This window comes from Agrobacterium sp. A3-95 (genome assembly GCF_053521785.1).
The window spans coordinates 46,281-64,515 of the sequence record NZ_JBNWDR010000004.1 but is presented as its reverse complement, the minus strand read 5'-3'; the positions used below and the strand labels follow the sequence as shown (position 1 = coordinate 64,515).

At 59.2% G+C, this 18,235-nt stretch carries 20 protein-coding genes; 9 read left to right on the top strand and 11 right to left on the bottom strand.

What is annotated here, in order from left to right:
- Nucleotides 1-56 precede the first annotated feature (56 nt).
- The 4 genes from ACQZ5Y_RS12605 to ACQZ5Y_RS12590 all read left to right on the top strand — a co-directional run bounded on the left by ACQZ5Y_RS12605 (nucleotide 57) and on the right by ACQZ5Y_RS12590 (nucleotide 3,031).
- The gene (locus tag ACQZ5Y_RS12605; RefSeq protein WP_003516067.1) at nucleotides 57-860 is read left to right on the top strand and encodes an ABC transporter permease; all 804 of its coding nucleotides are present in this window, start codon (nucleotides 57-59) and stop codon (nucleotides 858-860) included.
- Entirely contained in the window at nucleotides 857-1,687 is an 831-nt protein-coding gene (locus tag ACQZ5Y_RS12600; protein ID WP_113157723.1) for an ABC transporter permease, read from the top strand. Before ACQZ5Y_RS12605 ends, ACQZ5Y_RS12600 begins: the two co-directional genes overlap by 4 nt.
- 168 nt (nucleotides 1,688-1,855) lie before the next feature.
- Nucleotides 1,856-2,122, top strand: a complete 267-nt coding sequence (locus tag ACQZ5Y_RS12595) for an usg protein (protein ID WP_003516070.1) — start codon at nucleotides 1,856-1,858, stop codon at nucleotides 2,120-2,122.
- 84 nt (nucleotides 2,123-2,206) lie between these two features.
- Nucleotides 2,207-3,031, top strand: a complete 825-nt coding sequence (locus tag ACQZ5Y_RS12590; protein WP_174049688.1) for a methyltransferase domain-containing protein — start codon at nucleotides 2,207-2,209, stop codon at nucleotides 3,029-3,031.
- Between the two features lie 95 nt (nucleotides 3,032-3,126).
- On the opposite strand, the gene ACQZ5Y_RS12585 is transcribed toward ACQZ5Y_RS12590, so the two are convergent.
- The 4 genes from ACQZ5Y_RS12585 to ACQZ5Y_RS12570 all read right to left on the bottom strand — a co-directional run bounded on the left by ACQZ5Y_RS12585 (nucleotide 3,127) and on the right by ACQZ5Y_RS12570 (nucleotide 6,173).
- Nucleotides 3,127-4,092, bottom strand: a complete 966-nt coding sequence (locus ACQZ5Y_RS12585) for an aliphatic sulfonate ABC transporter substrate-binding protein (RefSeq protein ID WP_026331054.1) — start codon at nucleotides 4,090-4,092, stop codon at nucleotides 3,127-3,129.
- Nucleotides 4,093-4,383: 291 nt separating this feature from the next.
- Nucleotides 4,384-4,872, bottom strand: a complete 489-nt coding sequence (locus tag ACQZ5Y_RS12580) for an Lrp/AsnC family transcriptional regulator (protein ID WP_003507846.1) — start codon at nucleotides 4,870-4,872, stop codon at nucleotides 4,384-4,386.
- Between the two features lie 70 nt (nucleotides 4,873-4,942).
- The gene (locus ACQZ5Y_RS12575) at nucleotides 4,943-5,587 is read right to left on the bottom strand and encodes a uracil-DNA glycosylase family protein (RefSeq protein WP_174049689.1); all 645 of its coding nucleotides are present in this window, start codon (nucleotides 5,585-5,587) and stop codon (nucleotides 4,943-4,945) included.
- Nucleotides 5,580-6,173: a thermonuclease family protein gene (locus tag ACQZ5Y_RS12570; RefSeq protein WP_003516079.1), complete on the bottom strand. Its 594-nt coding sequence runs from the start codon at nucleotides 6,171-6,173 to the stop codon at nucleotides 5,580-5,582. Before ACQZ5Y_RS12570 ends, ACQZ5Y_RS12575 begins: the two co-directional genes overlap by 8 nt.
- 108 nt (nucleotides 6,174-6,281) lie before the next feature.
- Between ACQZ5Y_RS12570 and pdhS2 the strand changes: the two genes are divergently transcribed.
- Complete coding sequence (pdhS2, locus tag ACQZ5Y_RS12565) at nucleotides 6,282-7,817, top strand: two-component system sensor histidine kinase PdhS2 (protein ID WP_174049692.1); 1,536 nt, start codon at nucleotides 6,282-6,284, stop codon at nucleotides 7,815-7,817.
- Nucleotides 7,818-7,833: 16 nt separating this feature from the next.
- Here pdhS2 and ACQZ5Y_RS12560 read toward each other — a convergent pair whose 3' ends face one another.
- Both ACQZ5Y_RS12560 and cobT read right to left on the bottom strand, forming a co-directional pair.
- Complete coding sequence (locus ACQZ5Y_RS12560; protein ID WP_174049694.1) at nucleotides 7,834-8,238, bottom strand: diacylglycerol kinase; 405 nt, start codon at nucleotides 8,236-8,238, stop codon at nucleotides 7,834-7,836.
- Between the two features lie 8 nt (nucleotides 8,239-8,246).
- Nucleotides 8,247-9,281: a nicotinate-nucleotide--dimethylbenzimidazole phosphoribosyltransferase gene (gene cobT / locus ACQZ5Y_RS12555; protein ID WP_003516086.1), complete on the bottom strand. Its 1,035-nt coding sequence runs from the start codon at nucleotides 9,279-9,281 to the stop codon at nucleotides 8,247-8,249.
- Between the two features lie 131 nt (nucleotides 9,282-9,412).
- On the opposite strand from cobT, the gene ACQZ5Y_RS12550 reads away from it, so the two are divergent.
- From ACQZ5Y_RS12550 to ACQZ5Y_RS12540, 3 genes are read left to right on the top strand one after another with little or no spacing between them, the layout of a single operon-like run.
- Entirely contained in the window at nucleotides 9,413-10,198 is a 786-nt protein-coding gene (locus ACQZ5Y_RS12550; RefSeq protein ID WP_013636421.1) for an adenosylcobinamide-GDP ribazoletransferase, read from the top strand.
- A gap of 19 nt (nucleotides 10,199-10,217) precedes the next feature.
- Nucleotides 10,218-10,412, top strand: coding sequence for a DUF1289 domain-containing protein (locus ACQZ5Y_RS12545; RefSeq protein ID WP_065660787.1), 195 nt, complete (start codon nucleotides 10,218-10,220; stop codon nucleotides 10,410-10,412).
- Nucleotides 10,409-11,116, top strand: a complete 708-nt coding sequence (locus ACQZ5Y_RS12540; RefSeq protein ID WP_003516092.1) for a TIGR02281 family clan AA aspartic protease — start codon at nucleotides 10,409-10,411, stop codon at nucleotides 11,114-11,116. Before ACQZ5Y_RS12545 ends, ACQZ5Y_RS12540 begins: the two co-directional genes overlap by 4 nt.
- A 116-nt stretch (nucleotides 11,117-11,232) precedes the next feature.
- Here the strand turns inward: ACQZ5Y_RS12540 and ACQZ5Y_RS12535 are convergent, their stop codons facing one another.
- The 5 genes from ACQZ5Y_RS12535 to ACQZ5Y_RS12515 all read right to left on the bottom strand — a co-directional run bounded on the left by ACQZ5Y_RS12535 (nucleotide 11,233) and on the right by ACQZ5Y_RS12515 (nucleotide 17,631).
- Nucleotides 11,233-11,994 carry an ABC transporter permease gene (locus tag ACQZ5Y_RS12535; protein ID WP_174049696.1) on the bottom strand — a complete coding sequence of 254 codons (762 nt, stop codon included), beginning with the start codon at nucleotides 11,992-11,994 and terminating at the stop codon, nucleotides 11,233-11,235.
- Nucleotides 11,991-12,917, bottom strand: a complete 927-nt coding sequence (locus ACQZ5Y_RS12530; protein ID WP_019567066.1) for an ABC transporter ATP-binding protein — start codon at nucleotides 12,915-12,917, stop codon at nucleotides 11,991-11,993. Before ACQZ5Y_RS12530 ends, ACQZ5Y_RS12535 begins: the two co-directional genes overlap by 4 nt.
- Before the next feature lie 104 nt (nucleotides 12,918-13,021).
- Entirely contained in the window at nucleotides 13,022-13,843 is an 822-nt protein-coding gene (locus tag ACQZ5Y_RS12525) for a sulfite exporter TauE/SafE family protein (protein WP_013636424.1), read from the bottom strand.
- 400 nt (nucleotides 13,844-14,243) lie between these two features.
- Nucleotides 14,244-15,512: an extensin-like domain-containing protein gene (locus ACQZ5Y_RS12520; protein ID WP_174049698.1), complete on the bottom strand. Its 1,269-nt coding sequence runs from the start codon at nucleotides 15,510-15,512 to the stop codon at nucleotides 14,244-14,246.
- Nucleotides 15,513-15,816: 304 nt separating this feature from the next.
- A complete protein-coding gene (locus ACQZ5Y_RS12515; protein WP_013636425.1) occupies nucleotides 15,817-17,631 on the bottom strand; it encodes a methyl-accepting chemotaxis protein in 1,815 nt (604 codons plus the stop codon).
- A gap of 251 nt (nucleotides 17,632-17,882) precedes the next feature.
- On the opposite strand from ACQZ5Y_RS12515, the gene ACQZ5Y_RS12510 reads away from it, so the two are divergent.
- The gene (locus ACQZ5Y_RS12510; RefSeq protein ID WP_003516101.1) at nucleotides 17,883-18,197 is read left to right on the top strand and encodes a DUF1883 domain-containing protein; all 315 of its coding nucleotides are present in this window, start codon (nucleotides 17,883-17,885) and stop codon (nucleotides 18,195-18,197) included.
- Nucleotides 18,198-18,235 lie beyond the last annotated feature (38 nt).

The following is an 18,235-nucleotide window of genomic DNA, read 5'->3' as shown; positions in this document are numbered from 1 at the left end:
TTTGAAAACGTAACCATAACAATCACGGCGGCTTAAGACCGCGGGGGAAAACTGGCATGAGCGGAGCATTTTCCGCCATAGGTGCGTTCTGGACCTATGTCTCGACACTTCTCGACCCTTTCTGTGGGCCGGTCGGTCTCTTCACGCTTTTCGGAAACGGCACCCTCGTCACCTGTGGCGATGCCGGCTGGGGCGACGAAATCGCCTTCGGCGTCAAGGTCACGATCTCGCTGGCGCTCGCCACCCTGCCCGTCGGGCTTGTGATCGGTTTCCTCATTGCGCTCGCCGCGCAATCGGAGGAAAAATCGCTGCGGCTGGCGGCCGGTGTCTATACCACCATCTTCCGCGGCCTGCCGGAACTCCTGACGCTGTTCATCGTCTATTACGGCATACAGATGCTGCTGCAATCGGCCGCCGGTTATGTCGGGATAACCGGCCCGGTAGAGATCAACGCCTTCGTGGCGGGCATGGTCGCGCTGTCAGTGGTGTTTTCGTCCTATTCCTCGGAAGTGTTGCTATCCGCCTTCAAGGCCATCCCAAAGGGCCAATATGAGGCGGGCCATGCACTCGGCCTCTCGCGCGGCCACACCATGGTGCTTGTCATCATTCCGCAGCTGGTCAGGATCGCCCTGCCCGGCATGACCAACCTTTGGGTCATCCTGCTCAAGGATACCTCTTACGTCTCGATCATCGGCCTTGCCGATATCGTGCGCCAGACCGGCATCGCTGCCCGCGTCAGCAAGGAAGCCTTCTTCTTCTACGGCATCGCCTGCCTGCTCTACCTCATCCTCGCTCTGCTCTCCTCCATCGGCATCGGCTTCATCGATCGCTGGTCGCGCAAGTCGGAGGCAAGCCGATGAGCCATGTTCAGGAACTCATTCCGCCGCGCCCCGCGCCGGTTGCCACAGACAAGCCCCTCAACATATCGCGCGTCGTCGGCATCGGCGTCATAACGCTCTGGCTGCTGCTGGCCGCCGGGCTGATCTTTGCGATGATCGAAGGCTGGGACTGGGCGAAATTCGAACGTTACGGGCCGCGTTATATCGATGGCCTCATCACCACCATTACGCTGGTTGGCAGTTCGATCATCCTCGGCGCACTTCTCTCGGTGCCGATCGCCTTCGCCCGCATGTCGGAAAATCGCGTCATCAGCGCGCTGGCCTATGCCTATGTCTACGTCTTTCGCAGCACCCCGCTGCTGGCGCAGCTTTTCCTGATCTATTACGGCCTCGGCAGTTTCCGTCAGGGGCTGGAAACCGTTGGCCTGTGGTGGTTCTTCCGCGAGGCCTGGTATTGCGGCCTCTTGTCGCTCACCCTCAACACCGCCGCCTATCAGGCCGAAATTCTGAGGGGCGCGATCCGAAGCGTGCCACGCGGCCAGATTGAAGGTGCCGCCTCGCTCGGCCTGTCGAAATTCATCACCTTCCGCAAGGTCATTCTGCCGCAGGCCCTCATCGTGGCTCTGCGCCCCTACGGCAACGAGATCATCCTGATGATCAAGGGTTCGGCAGTGGTCTCCATCGTCACGGTCTTCGACCTGATGGGACAGACGCGCTACGCCTTCTCCCGCACATTCGATTATCAGGCCTATCTCTGGGCGGCGATCTTCTACCTGACGATCGTCGAGACGCTCCGGCATGTCTGGGCATGGCTCGAAGCCCGCCTGACACGCCATCTCAAGCGCTAGGGACACGGTTGGCAGCACTCAACAGAGAAGACTGCCAACATTTTGAAAAATATAACTATTTTGTGACAACCCAGACCTTTGGCAAGGTTGGGTTAACCCTGTCGTGTTCCCATATCAGATACAGCGACAACGCTGTGATCGGCAATCATGAGAACGGGAACAGCCGACATGAACAAGGAAATGGAAATGATGCTGAGGGGCTACGGCCTCACCACCGCCCAGATTTTTTATCGCATGCCGGACCATCCGCTGGTTCTCCAGACCTATGTCTGGCAGGACTATGATCTCGCCCCGGATTTCCCCGAAATGCACGGTTTCCTCAAATTCTGGCAGGAGAAGCTAGACGGTCCGTTGCACTCGGTCCGCTATGTGCACCGGCAGGTGATCTCGGCGCAGGAATGGCGCGCATTGAAAGGAGAGTTCATTCTCCACTGAGGCCCATCGCCACATAAGCATTGCGCCCGTCCGTCTTGCGGCTTACAGCAGACTTCAACTGAAGATGCTGACGGATACTGCACGATGACGAAGAACCAGAAAATTGACGAAGAGGCGCTTGCCGAAGCCTATAACCGCGCGCTCGCGCTTGAAAAAGCCGGCGATGTTGACGCGGCGGTGAAGGCCTATGAAGAGGTTCTGGCCATCGACCCGGACGATCATGGCGGCGCAGCCGTTCGCATCGCCGCCATGGGCCGCGGCGAACCGCCTTCCAAAGCGCCCGACGCCTATGTCGAAACCCTGTTCGACCAGCACGCCGAAGCCTTCGAGGATATTCTTGTCGAACAGCTCGGTTATGCAGTGCCGATGATGGTGCGCCAGCGCCTGCAAACGCTTGATCTCGGCCCCTTCAAGCGCCTGCTCGATCTCGGCTGCGGCACCGGCCTCACCGGCGAAGCGCTGCGCGACATGGCTGATGACATCACCGGCATCGACATTTCCGAAAACATGGTCGAGATCGCCCATGAAAAGGACCTCTACGAGACGCTTTATGTCGCCGAAGCCGAGGACTTTCTCGAAGACAATGACGACGAGCCCTTCGACATCATCACCGCAACCGATGTGCTGCCCTATCTCGGCGCGCTGGAACCGCTGTTTTTCGGCGCCGCTGAAAACCTCGTCCCTGGTGGCCTGCTGATCTTCTCGTCGGAAACGCTGCCCGAGGCAACCATGGCCGGACGCCCCTATATGGTAGGCCCGCACCAGCGTTTCGCCCACGCCGAAACCTATGTTCGGGAAAGACTGGCAGCGACCGGTTTCGACATAGTCGAAGTCACCGACATTAACGTGCGCATGCAGGACGGCAACCCCACACCCGGCCATCTGGTGATTGCCAGGCTCAAGGACTGAGGTAGAGGCAAGCGCTCCTGACATGGAGCGCTTGCCTGAATCAATCTCTTAGCAACTACAGCCAGACGATTGAAGAGACTCAGCTTTCGCCCGGCTTAACTCGCTTTCGGACGCCAGACGATATCGGTAACCTTGAGTTTCTTCGGCACGATTTTCAGATCGTAGAACTCGTCGGCCAGCGCCTGCTGATAGCTGATGGCCTCATCCGAAACCAGCGAGACACGCCCCAGATCCGCTCCCGGACGCGTCAGCGACACCTTGGTGACATCCTGCGGGACGCCGGTTATCGCCGCCAGCAATTTTGCAGTCTCATCGATATTGGCCTGAGCCTTTGCGCCGACGCTTGCGAGTTCCCTGAGGAGCAGCGGCACGAGGTCGGGATTGCTTTCCACGAAGTCGCCATTGGCGAGGAAATAGCTCCAGGGATCAACAATACCTTCGGCAGTCGCGAGAACTCGTGTCGTCGGCTCCTTTTCCGCCACGGCAAAATAAGGATCCCAGATCGACCAGGCATCGATGCTGCCGCTACGGAAAGCGGCCGCCGCATCCGGCGGGGCAAGGTCGATGGATGTTATGTCGTTCAGCGTCAGACCGGCCTTTCGCAATGCTTTGACAGTAACGTTATGGGCGCTGGAGCCGCGCTTGAAAGCCACCTTCTTGCCCTTGAGGTCGGCCAGCGTCTTCAGCGGCGAATCCTTCTGCACAAGGATTGCCGATCCGCCGGCGGCGCCCTTGTAAGTTCCCACATAGCGCAGATTGCCACCGGCAGCCTGCGCGAAAAGCGGAGGCACATCGCCCGTCGGTCCGATATCCAGCGCACCTGCGCCCAGCGCTTCAAGAAGCGGCGGCCCGGAGGAAAACTCCGACCATTTGACCTCAATGCCGCGATCCTTCAACAGCGCTTCAAGCGCGCCCTGGCTCTTTGCCAACGCGATCACGCCATTCTTCTGCCAGCCGATCCGTAATGTGGTGGTCGCGGCTCCAGCCCGCCGGATATGCGGCAGGAACGCCGCCCCCGTTGCACCCGCAATCAGTCCCAATGTTCCGCGTCGTGTGAGCATGTGGATATCCTTCGCTGTTGCCATCATCAGATATACAAAGCGTAGATATTCGAGTGATTTTATCAAAATCCCACTTTGCGCGGCACCAGTGCAAAGAGAATTGAATGTGCTAATTTGCCGTCGCAGGCGGAATAAGATTGCCTGGCCGCCTCGGTACGCCAGGAGTGTGCATTCCCCGGACAACCGCCAGATGGCCGACTTGAGTGCTTGCGGAAAAGCAAACTGCCCAACGAAAAATGCCCTCCCCGGCAGCCGGAAAGGGCATTGTTCAAAAAGCCTGATCAGCCGGGATCACTCCTCGCCGGATTTGGGATTATCCAGCAGCATGTAATCGAGCGGCAGTTCCGTCGTATATTTGATCTGTTCCATCGCAAAGGCAGACGACACGTCACGAATTTCGATCTTGGCGATCATCCGCTTGTAAAAGGCATCGTAGGCCGCGATGTCAGGCACTACAACGCGCAGCAGATAATCGACATCGCCGCTCATGCGGTAAAACTCGACGACTTCGGGGAACTCGGACACCACCTCGGAAAACCGCTTCAGCCATTCGATGGAATGGGAGGCAGTGCGGATGGAGACGAAAACGGTGACCTTGGTGTTGACCTTGACCGGATCCAGCAGCGCCACGCGCCGGCGGATGACACCGTCCTCTTCCATCTTCTGGATACGCCGCCAACAGGGCGTCGTGGAAAGGCCGACCTTTTTCGCCAGATCAGCGACAGCCAGCGTGGAATCCTCTTGCAGAATGCGCAAAATCTTACGGTCTAGGCGATCCAATGCGTCTACCCTCCTGAATTAATTTCCTTTCAATACACTAATTTTTAGAGAAAAACAGAAAATTGTTTCACTAAAGTCGCATTTCCACATGTTCTCGCAGAACAGGAAGCAGCTCCTCGGTAAACCACGGATTCTTCTTCAGCCAGCCGGTGTTGCGCCAGCTTGGATGCGGCAGCGGCAAAATGGCCGGTCCCGAATTTGAATGAAAATAGCTGCGCCAGTCGTACACGGTCTCGGTCATGGTTTTCCGCCGTCTTTCCCCGAGATGAAAGGCCTGGGCATATTGACCGATGGCAAGGACCAGCTCCACCTGCGGCATCGCCGCCAGCACCTTCTCCCGCCACTGCGGCGCACATTCGCGTCGAGGCGGCAGGTCACTGCCCTTGTCGTCATAGCCGGGGAAACAGAACCCCATGGGCACGATGGCGAAGCGGTCCGGATCGTAGAATGTCTCACGATCCACATTCAGCCACTGGCGCAGCCTGTCGCCGGAGGCATCGTTGAAAGGCACACCCGTTTCATGCACGCGAAGCCCGGGCGCCTGCCCTGCAATCATGATACGCGCCTTGGTCGACATCACCACGACCGGTCGGGGTTCGTGCGGCAGACGTCCGCAGGTTGGGGTGTCGCGACAGATGCGACAGAGGGCAATCGCGCCCCGCAGCCCGTCCAACCCGTCGTCATTCATCGGCAGGGCTCGATCCGCCTCAGCCATGATTCCATCCCAGAAGATGACGGATGATGGTGAGGAAACCCGCGGCGGGCGTTTGCAAATCCGCTGCGCGATGTTCGCGCCGCCACTCCGCCGGTTTTTCGAATTCTCCGGCCCATATGCCGCGAGCTTCTTTGCGCGCCAGCGCCTGTTCGCCGGAGAACTGGAAATAACCTGAAGCGATGGCAAAACCCGACGCCACCATTTCCGAGGACACATCCCGGTCTCCCGCCGAGCAATAGACCAGCAGCCGTCCGTAACGGTCCCTGGAACTGCCGGAACAGGAAAAGGTCGTGCCTTCGATCATCTGTTGCAGAACGCGTCGCGCCTCCGCGCCGCATGGCCAGGTTTCACTGCCGCGTCGGCACGTCTGCGAAAGCTCCGGCGCATCGATGCCGAGCAGCCGGAACCGGTCCTCGCCCTTTGAAAGCGTATCGCCATCGATCACGAAGAAACGGCCGGTATGGGTCTCGCTATTGATCTGATCGAGCTTGGCGGCAATCAGAATGCCGAGAAAAACGGTGGCAAGGAAAAGCCCGCCGTCGCGAAACGTCGAGAAAAAGCCGCGCCTGCCTCCATTTCGTCTCATGTCACAACAAACCCTTGTCAGAAATGGCAAACAAATCCTTTCACGGCAGCATCTTCTTAAGATTTTGTGCGTAGCCTGCAAAGGGTTCATGTCACCTGCGTTGTAACAATGAGTAAAAGCGTCAGCACGTCCACCGATAAGATCATCGTCGACCGTTCACGAAAGCACCGTAACAAGGCTGTTTTCGACACGGTGAAGACGACGCGTGAACGCTTGCAGCAAGGCGCTGGCGGCAGCGAAGCCTATGAACGTGAAATGCTGACGATGCACATCGCAGAAGCCCTTCAGGGCGCGATGATCATGCCGCTTTTCATCGTGCTCGCCTCTATCATCGGTTTGTATATCACGGGTGACATAGGGCTGATCATCTGGTCGCTCATTGCGCTGAGTTTCCATGCCATGTCTCTGGTGCTGGCCAAAAGAGCCGCCAAACAGGGGATCACGGCCAAAAATCTGCCGAAGTGGCGCAATCTCTTCCTTGCCATGCAGATCCTCATCGGTTGCGCCTGGGCAATGTTCGCCTTGGCCGAACCGGTGCGCAACAACCCGACACTCGTTCTTTTCTTCAAGGGCGCGACGCTGCTGATCGCGCTTTCGCTTACCGCCATGGCCAATTTCATGCTGCGGCGGGCCACCTTCATGACCTTCCTGCCGGTGCTGGCGGCGCTTTGCGTCACCTCCGTCGTCTCCCGCGATCCCTTCGATGTTGGCCTCGCCCTGATGTTCGGCATGGCGATCCTCTTCTGTCATCGCATTACCAGCAGGCTTTACCAGACCAGCATCAAGCTGCTGTCGTCGCAGACTGAAAAAGATGATCTGATCGCCGAACTCGAAGTCGCCAACTCAATGTCGGATGAGGCGCGGCGGCGTGCGGAAGAGGCCAATCTGGCTAAATCGCGCTTTCTCGCCTCCATGTCGCACGAGCTGCGAACCCCGCTCAACGCCATTCTCGGCTTCTCCGAAGTCATGTCCGCAGAGGTACTCGGTCCGCTCAACAATCCGCTCTACAAGGAATATTCCGGCGACATCCACCGTTCCGGCCAGCATCTGCTCGACCTCATCAACGAAATCCTCGACCTGTCGCGTATCGAGGCCGGCCGCTACGACCTCAATGAAGAAGCGGTCTCGATGCTTGAGATCGCCGAAGATTGCATCGGCATGATCCAGCTTCGCGCCCGCGCCAAGACCATCAGGATTTCGCAGCAGTTCGAGAGCAGCCTGCCGCAGGTCTGGGCGGATGAAAAATCGATCCGCCAGGTAATCCTCAACCTGCTCTCCAACGCCGTCAAATTCACCCCGCAGGGCGGTGAAATCCTCGTGAAGGCAGGCTGGACGGCGGGTGGCGGGCAATATGTGTCGATCAAGGACAACGGCCCCGGCATTCCAGAGGAAGAGATCCCCGTGGTGCTGTCGGCCTTCGGTCAGGGATCGATCGCGATCAAAAGCGCCGAACAGGGAACCGGGCTCGGCCTGCCCATCGTTCAGGCCATCCTTGCCAAGCATGACGGCCAGTTCATCCTGAAATCGAAATTGCGTGAAGGCACCGAAGGCATCGCCATCCTGCCGGCAAAACGCGTGCTGCAAAGCCTGCCAGCCGTGGAGGAAACCCACGCCATCCAGCCACGCCGCCGGTCCTTCGCCTAAGCGTCAAATCTGCCGTTCAGAAGAACAGCGTCGTCACCAGCGAATAAAGCACGAAAAATCCGTTTGCCGTCAAAAGGCAGAAGACGGCGAAGGAACCGAGATCCTTGGCGTGTCGCCCGACGGAAGAAATTTCCGGCGAGATGCGATCCACCAACTCCTCAATCGCGGTATTGAGCGCCTCCACCGCGAACAAAAACAGCATCAGCACCGTAAATACGAGAAGATGCGCAAACGGCGCGCCAGCGACCAGAAGCAGGGCAAGGCCGACGCCGAAGGCGAGAACCTCGTGCCGGAACGCCGCTTCCTGCCACAGCCGTCCAAGCCCCTGCAAGGAATAGCGGGCAGCAGCAAAAAGATGCCGCCATCCCTTTTCCTTGCGAAAGGCAGGTTCCGGTTGCTTCTTCTGCGGCGTTGCGTCCATCTTCGCCCTCAATGCTCAGTGTGGGAATGGGTACCAGTATCGACACCGGCAGCTTCGAAAGTCGCCATGCCGGAATGGCAGGCGGCGGCAGCCTTGACGATGCCGGCGGCCAAAGCGGCACCCGTGCCCTCGCCAAGCCGCATGCCCAGCGCCAGAAGCGGCGTCTTGCCAAGTTTCTCGACGGCAGCCAGATGGCCCGGTTCACCGGAGACATGGCCGATCAGGCAATGGTCAAGCGCCGAAGGATTGGCAGCCTTCAACAGCGCGGCAGCGGCAGTCGCCACATAACCGTCGATCAGCACAGGAATGCGCTGCACGCGCGCGGCAAGGATCGCGCCGGCAATCGCCGCAATCTCACGGCCACCAAGACGGCGCATGATTTCGAGCGGATCGGACAGATGGTCCTTGTGGAACTCCACGGCAGCCTTCACTGCCGCGATCTTGCGCGCCATGACCTCGCCTTCGGAGCCGGTACCGGGACCGGTCCACTCTTCCGCCGTACCGCCATAGAGCGCCAGGTTGATCGCCGCTGCGATGGTGGTGTTGCCGATGCCCATTTCGCCAACGCAGAGAAGGTCGGTACCGCCAGCAATCGCCTCCATGCCGAAGGCCATGGTGGCGGCGCAATCGCGCTCGGAAAGGGCAGGCTCGCAGGTGATGTCGCCGGTCGGGTAGTCAAGTGCCAGATCGAAAATCTTCAGACCGAGATCGTTGGTGACGCAAATCTGGTTGATCGCCGCACCGCCTGCCGCAAAATTCTCCACCATCTGCTGCGTCACGGACGTCGGATATGGCGTGATGCCGTGCCGGGTGACGCCATGATTACCGGCGAAAATCGCCACCAGCGGACGGGTAACGGCGGGCGAGCGGCCCGACCATGCGGCAAGCCACATGGCGATTTCTTCCAGCCGACCGAGCGAACCGGCCGGTTTCGTCAGTTGCGCATTGCGCTCCTTGGCCGCGACCAGCGCATGCGTATCCGGGCCGGGAAGCTCGCGCAGCAGCGCGCGGAAATCGTCGAAGGGCAATCCGCTCATGCTCATGGTATCTGTCTTTCTTGTCGTCGGGTTGGCGGAAACTTGTGTTTTCCGGCAAATCGGTCTTTGTTGCGCCTCTCATAATCGCGGACGCGCCGCGGAACAACCGGAAATGCAAGTACAGCAGCGGAGAGAGCATGAAGGCCGGGGATTTTATAACAGATGTCATGCATTCCGTTGCCTTTCTCAGCCGCCTGCCGGTCCCATCGCGCTTCTTCGGTGAAGGTGACGGTCCATCGATGCGCCGGACAGCACGCGCTTTTCCCGCAGCAGGCCTCCTGATCGCCCTGCCCGCTGCTGTCCTCGTGGTGGCATTAGCGAAGTTCGACGCCTCACCGCAGCTCACCGGCTGGCTTGCCATCGCCGTCACCGCGCTCATAACAGGTGCGTTGCACGAAGACGGCTTGGCGGATATGGCCGATGGCTTCGGCAGCGGCAAGGACAAGCCGAAAACGCTTGAGATCATGAAGGACAGTCGCATCGGCAGCTATGGCACGATCGCCATGGTCCTGTCCTTTGCACTGCGCGCCACGGCACTCGCATCGCTTATAGAAACCCTGCCTGCCAAGACCGCCGCCGCCTGCCTGATTGCCGCGCTGGTGGTGAGCCGCGCCCTGATGGTATGGCACTGGCAGTCACTGCCCGCCGCCAAAACCTCCGGCATCGCCGCCGGCGCCGGCCAACCCGGGGAAAGCGAGCGCAACATCGCGCTCGCAACAGGGTTGCTGCTGCTCGTGCTTTTCACGCTGCATGCCCTGCCCTTTGTGTCGATCGTAGTCGTTCTGGCGGCTGCCTGCCTCGCGACGGTGCTGTTCGGCAGGCTCTGTGTCAGCAAGATCGGCGGCCACACCGGCGACACAATCGGCGCCAGCCAGCAGATCACGGAGATCGTTACTCTCGTCGCTCTTGCCCTTGCAACGTGACAGACTGATATAGATCCCCATGGAAACACCCTGCATTCATATCTGCTCCCTCGACGCCACGAACAGCCTCTGTATCGGTTGCGGACGCACGCTGGACGAGATCGGCGGCTGGGCGACCTATAGCGACGAAAAGCGCCGCATGATCATGCAGGCGCTTCCCGAAAGACTGGCAAAAACAGGCAAGGACACCTCCAGGGAGACGCACACCGTATGAACAGGCTGACTTTCGTTCTCCTCTTGCTGGCCGTGGGTCTCGGCCTGCTTCTCGTCAATCACGACAGCGGCCGCACCTTCGGCATCGACAACGAGAAATTCGGGCAGATCGTCTATCTCCTGCCGATTGCGGGATTGCTATCCGTCGGCATTCTGGCGGGAAGCCGCGGCAGCTTCGCAAGCGTTGTCCGGCAACTCGCCATCTGGCTCGTGATTATCCTCGGCCTCGTATCCGTCTATCTCTATCGCTACGACCTGCAATCCTTCGCCGACCGGCTGCTGGGTGGCCTGATGCCCGGCCGTGCGGTGGTGGTGACGACCGCTGGCGGCGAACAGGAGATCATACTGCACAAATCGATGAGCGGCCATTTCGAGGCGAATGTCAGTATTGAAGGCAAAACGATCCACATGCTGGTCGATACCGGCGCGAGCTCCGTGGTGCTGGCCAATGCCGATGCCGCCGCCATCGGCATCGACACCACGAAACTGCGCTACACCGTGCCGGTGATGACCGCGAACGGCCGCACGGCCGCAGCGCCCGTCACCCTGTCCGAGATCGGCATCGGCCCGATCGCGCGGAGCAACATCCCCGCCCTCGTCGCGCAGGATGGCCAACTGGGCCAGAGCCTGCTCGGCATGAGCTTCCTGTCGACGCTTGGTTCGATGCAGATGCAGACCGATGAGTTGAGATTGCGAGACAGGTAAAACCTGCCGGGCAGACAGTTTCTGCTCGCGATTAAAAAATAACGTCTCGCTATCCGAATACGAAAACGCCCGGTGCAAACCGGGCGTTTTCGTATTCACGGCAAACCTATTTCCGGTCAGTTGCGCAGCCGGTAACCGGTCTTGAACATCCAGCCGACGACGCCGAGGCAGATTGCGAGGAACAGCGTGATCATCGCCAGGCTGATGACGGGATTGACGTCGGCGATCTCGTAGAAGCTCCAGCGGAAACCGCTGATGAGGTAGAGCACCGGGTTGAAATGACTGACCGTCTGCCAGAAGGGCGGCAGCATGTCGATGGAGTAGAAGCTGCCGCCAAGGAATGTCAGAGGCGGCACCACCAGCATCGGGATGAGGTTCAGCTGCTCGAAATTCGTGGCCCAGATGCCGATGATGAAGCCGAACAGGCTGAAGCTCACCGCCGTCAGCACAAAGAACAGGATCATCATGAACGGATGGGCGATGGTGATATCCACGAAGAAGGAGGCCGTTATCAGGATGATCGTGCCGATCATCAGCCCCTTGGTCGCCGCCGCCCCGACATAACCGGCAACAATTTCCGTCATCGCCACCGGAGCGGACAATATCTCGTAGACCGTGCCGGTGAATTTCGGAAAATAGATGCCGAAAGAGCCGTTGCTGATGCATTGCGTCAAAAGCGTCAGCATGATCAGGCCGGGCGTTATGAACGCGCCATAGGAAACCCCGCCAACCTCCTGAATCCTTGAACCGATCGCCGTTCCGAAAACGATGAAATATAGAGAGGTGGAAATGACGGGCGACACGACGCTCTGCAACAGGGTGCGGCGGGTGCGCGCCATTTCGAACAGGTAGATGGACTTGACGGCTTCGAAATTCATTTCTGGTCTCCTACCAGCGAGACGAAAATATCCTCAAGAGAGCTTTGACGTGTCGAAATATCCTTGAAATGGATGTTGGCACCGGAAAGCGCAGTCAGCAGATCGGCAATGCGCCCCTGCTCGCCGTTGTCCTCGATCTCGTAGGTGATGGTGTTGCGGTCATCCGAGAGCGAAAGACCGAAGGATGAGAGACTGTCCGGCAACGCCTCCACCGGCTGCGAAAGTTCAAGGAAAAGCTGCTTGCGGCCGAGCTTCTTCATCAGCGCGGTCTTTTCTTCCACCAGCAACAATTGGCCGCCATTGATGACACCCACCCTATCAGCGATCTCTTCCGCCTCCTCGATGTAATGCGTGGTCAAAATGATTGTGACGCCCTTGGAGCGCAGCTCGGAAACGACATTCCACATGTCGCGGCGCAAGGTAACATCCACACCCGCCGTCGGCTCGTCGAGGAAGAGGACCTTCGGTTCGTGCGCAAGCGCCTTGGCGATCAGCACGCGTCGCTTCATGCCGCCGGAAAGCTCCCGCAGCATATTGTCCTTCTTGTCCCAGAGCGACAGCGATTTCAGGACCCGCTCGATCAGTTCCGGGTTCTTCTTCTGCCCATGCAGACCGCGCGAGAAGCTGACCGTGTTCCACACGGTCTCGAACTGGTCTGTCGTCAGTTCCTGTGGAACAAGGCCGATCAGGGCACGCGTCTGGCGAAAATCCTTCACCACATCATATCCGCCAACGAGAACCGAGCCTTCACCCGGATTGACAAGCCCGCAGATGATCGAGATCAGCGTCGTCTTGCCGGCTCCGTTAGGCCCGAGAAGAGCAAGGATTTCCCCCTCTCTGATATCGAGGCTGACACCTTTGAGCGCCTGAAAGCCATTTGAGTAGGATTTGGTCAGATTCCGTATCGAAACAATGGCATTCATCGCGAATCTTTCGAAAAAACGAGTAAGATGCACGCCATATAGGCCGTACAACCCGCAATTGCCAGCCCAACGGCCTGAACACTGCATTCGGCGGGGAGGGAAAATCAGCTGTAGACGCTGTAGAAAAACTGGGCCGCGACGAAGACCAGAAACACCCCGAAGGCCCGCTCCAGCTGCTTCTTGCTGAGTGCATGGGCCAGCCGCGCGCCATAGGGCGCGACGACAAGCGTGATGGGGATCAGCAGCGCGACGGCGATCCAGTTGATGAAGCCGGTGGAAAAAGGCGGCAGACCTGCATCACCCCAGCCGGCCCAGATATAGCCGAGGAGACCCGGCAGCGAAATAAGCACTCCGACACCGGAGGATGTGGCAACCGCCTGATGGATGGTGCGTCCGTAAAGCGTCATGAAAGTATTGTTCATCACCCCACCGCCCACACCCATCAGGCCAGACAGAAGGCCGATGCCGGTGCCGACCAGAAAGCGGACCGGGTTTTTCGGCAGGTCTGAACCGAGATGCCAGCTCGCCCGGTTGAAGATCATCCGGAAGGCGAGCGCAAGCGCAATGAAAGCGAAGATCAGCCGCAGGGCGACGCTCGAGGCATGCGCAGCCACCACAGATGCGAGGATGGTGCCGAGCGGCACGGCGACGATCCAGCCCTTCAGGAGATCGATATCAACGGCACCTTTCTGGCGATGCGTCAGGAAGGAACGAATGGAGGTCGGCACGATGATGGCAAGCGAAGTGCCAAGCGACAGATGCATGCGCACCGCCTCCGGAACATCCAAAAGCCCGAACACATGGTAGAACACCGGCACCAGCACAGCACCGCCGCCAATGCCGAACAGCCCCGCCAGAAGTCCAGCGACCACGCCCGCGGCCGCAAGCGCCGAAGCAAAGATCAGTATCTCTGAAACAGGGGGCATGAAAGCAGGCTCCAGCGGGCCGTTGTCACAAACATGTGACGCTCATAGCGTATCAGAAAAGGGCGGCAAGCCATGTTGGCCGCAGGTCAGTACGGCGCGATGTTTTTTGCCGGATATCCGCACCGTATGGACCGTTTTATGGGATTTCTTCCCATTACATGCCCTTGCAAAGACGCCGATATCCCCCGATTTAGGCAGTCTTCTTCAACCGGCCTTAGGGCCGGTCTTTTTTTGGGCGGCTAGCACCAAACCCAACAGGCCCAAATTGTAATGTGGCCACATCCCCACTCCGTCATTCCGGGTAGCGCCGGGACGGACGGGAAGTTACGGGTCGATATGACGCACCACAACTAATGCCTCACGCCTATCGTCATGCACCACCGTGTCGTCTCGTCGCCCCCTAATCGCAATGCCTGTAACCGGACTTGCGGGTGCGCAGGTCGAAGTGGAAATGGTTCCAGTGGTTGGGATCGCTGCCCGGCCCGAGAACCGTGGAGAAATATTTGCAGCTATCGGACCTCACTGCCTTCAGCAGCGCCTTTTCCCGGAAGGCGAAGAAGTTCTTGCTGCGGACGTCGATCTCCTTGCCGTTGTTCAGCGTTATGGTGCCGATATCGATGGCGTTGCCGCGCGCATGTTCGGACCATGGATTGCTGGAGCGCGAATTCATCTTGCGGCAGGAATAACCGCCCATGGGCGTGATGCGCCCGACGCCTGAGAGGTAACGGAAGCGGGAGGACGGCACGAGTTCGAACTTTACCCATTTGGCGAAGGCAAGCGTGACCTGGCAATTGAGCTTCACTGCCGGGCGGATGGCAACGCCGCTGGCAAGCCCGCTGAGTTCGATCGGATAGTCGATACCGCAGGTCGGTCCATCTGCAATGCGCGCAACGTCGCGGAAGGCGACGCCGAGACGGCGCAGCTCGGAGCGACAGGCCACTTCCGAGGATGGCATGACGCCGGGCGGCATGGCCGAGCGGTTGCTTTGCAGTCCGTCGCGGGCCATCGGATCATTGGGCATCAGCATGGCGACCTCCTCCACCGGCTGGCGGCGGGAAGAAGACCCCGGCGGCGGTGGCGGTATCAACCGCGACTGACCCGCACTTTGTTGCCGGCGAGCCGGAGAAACGGCAACCGGATTGTCGGTGCCGATGCCGTCCACCACCGGCTGGGCGGAAGCGCCTTCGGCAATATCGGCATCCTGCTCTTCCGCAAGTCCGCGAACCGGCTCCACGCCCAGCATGAAATCCATGTTCACCCCGCCCTCGCCTTCGGCGATCTGATTTGCGGCGCTCTGCTGGTTGGGCATGGCTGGGGAGGCCATACTTTGGCCGTTCGCGGCCATCCGCGCCTGATGCTGGCCATCCAGCGTGGAATAGCCCTGGCCGCGCTGTGGCGATTGCAGCAGGGGATCCTGCGAGGCATAAGACTCCGGCATCGGCTGCGACACGGCTGCGGGATAATTGGTGGCCTGCCCGGTCCGCTCGGCCTGATAGACCGCACCCGGCGGCGCGCTGTAGCCTTGCTGCCGCGACGACCGGATGGCGCCGACACGTGTCGTGCCGTCAACCTCGGCCGGCGGCACAAGGCCCTCCGCCGAACACGACACCATGACCGTGGAAATCATCAACAACGTCACAAGACGACGCGGAAGGGAAACATACGCCATACGAGAACCTGTACCTTCAGCGGCCGCTACCCGCGGCAATACAGGTAAATTTTAAAGAAACGGGGTAAACGAATCCTTATTGGTTGGGAGAAATAACGAACCGGGCTGTTCCGTGAAGCGAGAAATGCGGAAGCCTCGAGCGAAATCATACCAAAGGTGTCAGCAAAGCTCCGCAAACCAACGCCTCTCACGATGCAGACACACCACGGGTCCGGCACGACGGAGGAGAGGTTGTCTCACTTCCTCGAAACAGAAAGGGCGCAGCCAAAGCCGCGCCCTGTAAACTATCTCAAGCGGATAAAAATCAAGCCGCCCGCGAAACCTCGCGCCCTGCCCCATGCCCGAGTTCGAAACGGGACAGCAGCGCGCGGAGCTGCCGGCTTTCTTCGGCCAGCGTCTGGCTGGCCGCCGTCGTCTCTTCCACCATGGCGGCGTTCTGCTGGGTCATCTGGTCCATGTGGTTGACGGAGGTGTTGATCTCCTGCAGGCCGGTGGCCTGTTCCCGTGCCGCCGTGGCGATGGAATTGACGTGGCCGTCGACCCGGTTGACCAGCGTCACGATCTCATCCAGCGCATCGCCCGTGGAGCGAACGAGTGCGACACCGCCGCCGACCTCTTCCGCGGAACGATTGATAAGGGTCTTGATCTCCTTGGCAGCATTGGCAGAGCGTTGCGCGAGTTCGCGAACCTCCTGCGCCACCACGGCAAAACCGCGTCCCGCTTCGCCTGCCCTTGCGGCCTCGACACCGGCATTCAGCGCCAGAAGGTTGGTCTGGAACGCGATTTCGTCGATGACGGAAATGATTTGCCCGATGCGCCGCGAAGATTCCTCAATACGGCCCATAGCATCGACGGCATTGCGCACGATCTCGCCCGAGCGGCCTGCACTCGTTTTTGTATCCTGCACCATTTGCCGGGCCTCGTTCGCCCGTTCGGAAGCGGTGCGCACCGTCGCGGTGATTTCGTCAAGAGCCGCCGCCGTCTCCTCCAGCGCCGCTGCCTGCTGCTCTGTCCGGCGCGAAAGATTGCCGGTCGCACCGCTGATGTCAGATGCGCTATCGTTGACGACATGGCCGGTTCTGGCGATCGCCTCGATCGCCCCATGCAGCGCGCCGACGGCGCGGTTGAAATCCATGCGCAGCTTTTCATATTCGCCGCCGATATCGGCAAGCTCGACGGTCAGATCGCCATTGGCGAGTGCTTCCAGCGAACTGCCGAGCTCGTTCATGGCATGAGCCTGACGCTCGGATGCGGAGCGCAACGCCATCTCGTTGCCATGCCGCGCCTCCTCCAGCGCCCGCTGCTGCCCCGCCTCGCGGGCCTGCAAGGCGCTGCGCTCGTTGACGCTGTCACGCAGCACCAGCAACGTCTTTGCAATGGCGCCGATTTCGTTGCGACGGTCGGCGAATTCAATTTCAGCCTCGCCGTCACCATCAGCGATCCGCTTCATACTCTGCCGGATGCGATCGATAGGCCGTGTCACGCTGCGCACGACGGCTGCAGCCACGCCGATCACCAGAAGGCCGGACAGAACACACACTGCAATGTTGAAATAGGCGTTGCTCCAGAAAACCGCCTCAAGATCGTCGACATAAACGCCAGTGCCGACAATCCATCCCCAGGGCGCGAAACCGGCGACATGGGAAAATTTCTCGACTGGGTCCGGCGCGCCGGGCTTGGGCCAATAATAATCGACAAAGCCCTGGCCGCCCGCCTTCACCGTATTGACGAATTCGACGAACAGCGCCTTGCCGTTCGGATCCTTGTTGGCAGTGAGATCGCTGCCGTTCATCTCGGGCTTGATCGGATGCATCACCATCTTGGGATGCATGTCGTTGATCCAAAAATAGCCGCTGCCGTTGCCATAGCGCATCGCCGCAATCGTGGTCTTGGCTTGTTGCTGCGCAGCCTCACGCGTCAGGGTGCCACCCTGCTCCAGCCGGTAATATTGCTCAAGAATGGCGACAGCCGTTTCGTTCATGGATGCGAGTCCCGCTTTACGCTCGCGTTCCATCTCATGAAAAGTCTCGAACAGGCTGAATGTAAGTGCCGCAGTCAATATTGCCAGAAACAATGCAACGAGCGCATAAAGGCGCATAGATATCGTGACGTTTTTCATATTCCCCCCAACGCCGCTGACGGCACTTCGACCGGCGTACGTTAGAGTTAAAAAATTTATTATAACTGAATACGCTTATTATACGTTAGTATTATTCCAGACCTCCTCCTCCCAACCCGCCAATACTCTCCACGGCCCTTCAAAGCCGGCGCAGCGACCCGAAATTCTACACGGTGCTGCCGTTTTAAAGAGCTCGTTAACCCTGACGTCCTATCCTCTTTTGCCAAAATACAGGTACAGGGAGACGCGCAATGTCACGGCCGAATTTCCGCTTTACACACTATGACCTGAAGGAATTGCGGGCTGGGACGACCATTGAGGTGTCCCTTTCGGCCGTCAACAATGTACGGCTGATGACAGGCGCAAATTTCCAGCGTTTCACAGAATTGCTCGATTTCAAATATCTCGGCGGCGTCGCGAAAAAATCGCCGATCCGCATCAGCATTCCCGAGACCTTGCACTGGCATCTGGTGATCGATGCCGAAGGGCATAGCGGTCTGGCGGAATCCTCGGTCAAGATGCTGCCTGCGCCGTCGCAGGTCATGCAACACCGGAAGGCATCCTGATTTCCCTTTGGAAACAGTTGGATGGCGCGGTTTTACGA